This is a genomic window from uncultured Enorma sp. (assembly GCA_905210055.1).
In the GTDB taxonomy this organism is placed as follows: Bacteria; Actinomycetota; Coriobacteriia; order Coriobacteriales; family Coriobacteriaceae; genus Enorma.
The window spans coordinates 1-1,981 of the sequence record CAJLVH010000209.1 but is presented as its reverse complement, the minus strand read 5'-3'; the positions used below and the strand labels follow the sequence as shown (position 1 = coordinate 1,981).

Genomic DNA, 1,981 nt, shown 5'->3' with positions numbered 1-1,981 from the left:
CAAGGATGTCGTGGTCGGCGTCGCCGTCGGGGTTCTTGAAGACGACGATGTCGCTGACGCTCACGTCCATGCCAAGGTTCACCGTGAGCTTCTGCGCAAACACCTGGTCGCCGACCTCGATCGTAGGCTCCATGGAACCCGTAGGCACGCGATAGGGCTCGATCACGAACATGCGGATGAAGATGAAGAACACGAAGACGAGCGCGAACGTGACAATCCATTCGAGGACGCCGCGAAGTACCGAATGCTGGTGCGTGAGCACGAAAACCTCCTAGCGGGGTTGAATGTCGTCGGGATGCCCGAGGCCATGATAGCGCTCAATGAGTGCCGAGGCACGCTCGCGCTCCGCATCGGTGAGTCCGGCGGAGGCGATGAGATCCGCCAGCGGCACGTGCGCTCGATGGCGTTTTCGCGGCGCCAGGCGTCGACCTTGGCGTGGTCGCCCGAAAGCAGCACGTCCGGCACTCCCCTGCCTTCGAAGTCTGCCGGCCGCGTGTACTGGGCGTATTCGAGCAGCCCACCCGAAGCTCCCGTGGCAAACGATTCGTCGACGGAACTCATCTCGTCGCCCAAGGCACCCGGCAGAAGCCGCACGACGGCGTCGGTTACGACGAGGGCGGCGAGTTCTCCACCGGTGAGCACGTAGTCGCCAAGCGAAAGGCGCTCATCCGCAAGGTCGAAGGCGCGCTCGTCGATGCCCTCGTAGCGGCCGCACACGAAGAGGATGCGCTCTTCATGCGAAAGCCGCTCAGCCGCCGTCTGGGTAAACGGCGTACCGCACGGGGTGAAGAAGACAACATGGGGCTTGGGACCCTCGCCCGCGATGGCACGCACCGCCTCGAAGATGGGAGGTGCCTTCATGAGCATGCCCTGACCACCGCCATACGGTTCGTCATCAACGGTGCGGTGCCGGTCGTGCGTCCAGTCACGCAGGTCATAGGATCTAAAATCAAAGATGCCGGCCGCGCGCGCCCGTCCCAGGATGGAGGCGGACACGTAGGGCTCAAAGAGTTCGGGAAACACAGAGAGCGTCTCTATGAGCATGCGCGATCCCGCCCCTCGTCGTCCTGAACGCCTGTCCCATCTGTCCTGACATTGGCGACTGTCCTCAATGTCAGAAGGCCGTCCATGATGCGGACGGGGATGTCGCCCTCTTCGGGGATCTTAGCGACAACCTGCTCGATCACAGGGACGAGCACCTCGCCGTAAGGTCCTTCGACCTGCCAAACATCGTTCGCGGGCGTCTCGAGGATCTCCGTGATGGTGCCAAGGTCGCCGAAGCGTTCATCGATAAGGTGACGCCCGATGAGCTCGACCCAGGGGGCGTCGAGCGCGCCGAGCTCGATGTCGTCGCGGCACGCGAGCACAAAGCAGTCGCGCACGGCCTCTGCGGCGTCGATCGAGTCGATTCCGCTCAAACGGACGCGCGCGCCCTGCGGGTCTTCAGCGACTTCGAGCACTTCGCAGAAGCGATCCCGATCGAGCGCGGGCGGCGTGAGCGCCACCCTGAGCCCGGGTTCCATACAAAAAGGAAGGCCATGTACGGCACGTACGATGACCTCCCCGGTGCGCCCGTGCGGACGAACCACGCGGGCTATGTTCATATAACGGCTCGACAACGCGTACCCTACCCGAGAACCTCGACCTCGACGGCCGTGCCAAGACGCGCAGCAAGCGCGCGGGCGAGGGTGCGGATGGCCTTGATGGTGCGCCCATGGCGCCCGATGACCTTCGCGACATCCGGCTCGGCGACGGTAATCTCGATCACCGAGGCGTCCTCGCCGTCGATGACCTCGAGGCTCACGGCGTCTTCGTCATCGACGATGGAGATCACGAGGTACTCGACCAGATCGGCGATGCGATCGGAGAGCTCGGCCTCGGTCGCGACGGGAGCCGCCTGCTCCTCGGCCACGATGCCTACTCCTCGGTCGACTCGGCGGCCTCGGCCTCAGCAGCCTCGGCGGCCTTCGCAGCCTCGGCC

Annotated in this window: 3 protein-coding genes and 1 pseudogene; all 4 read right to left on the bottom strand. The window is 64.5% G+C overall.

Going from position 1 to position 1,981, the window contains the following annotated elements; translation table 11 throughout:
- Nucleotides 1-193 (bottom strand): signal peptidase I (gene lepB, locus QZ079_RS09240; protein WP_297037553.1); only part of this gene is annotated, 193 nt, incomplete at its 3' end.
- A 78-nt stretch (nt 194-271) separates the two neighbouring features.
- A pseudogene (gene trmD, locus QZ079_RS09235) lies at nt 272-1,044 on the bottom strand (tRNA (guanosine(37)-N1)-methyltransferase TrmD).
- Nucleotides 1,035-1,604, bottom strand: a complete 570-nt coding sequence (locus QZ079_RS09230; protein ID WP_297037552.1) for a ribosome maturation factor RimM — start codon at nt 1,602-1,604, stop codon at nt 1,035-1,037. The pseudogene trmD and the gene QZ079_RS09230 overlap by 10 nt, the downstream one beginning before the upstream one ends.
- 23 nt (nt 1,605-1,627) lie before the next feature.
- Nucleotides 1,628-1,912: a KH domain-containing protein gene (locus QZ079_RS09225; protein ID WP_291288744.1), complete on the bottom strand. Its 285-nt coding sequence runs from the start codon at nt 1,910-1,912 to the stop codon at nt 1,628-1,630.
- Between the last annotated feature and the right edge of the window lie 69 nt (nt 1,913-1,981).

Bases quoted from the DNA above. Each gene is read 5' to 3' on its own strand.
- QZ079_RS09230 (WP_297037552.1), bottom strand. From the start codon at position 1,604: ATGAACATAGCCCGCGTGGTTCGTCCGCACGGGCGCACCGGGGAGGTC.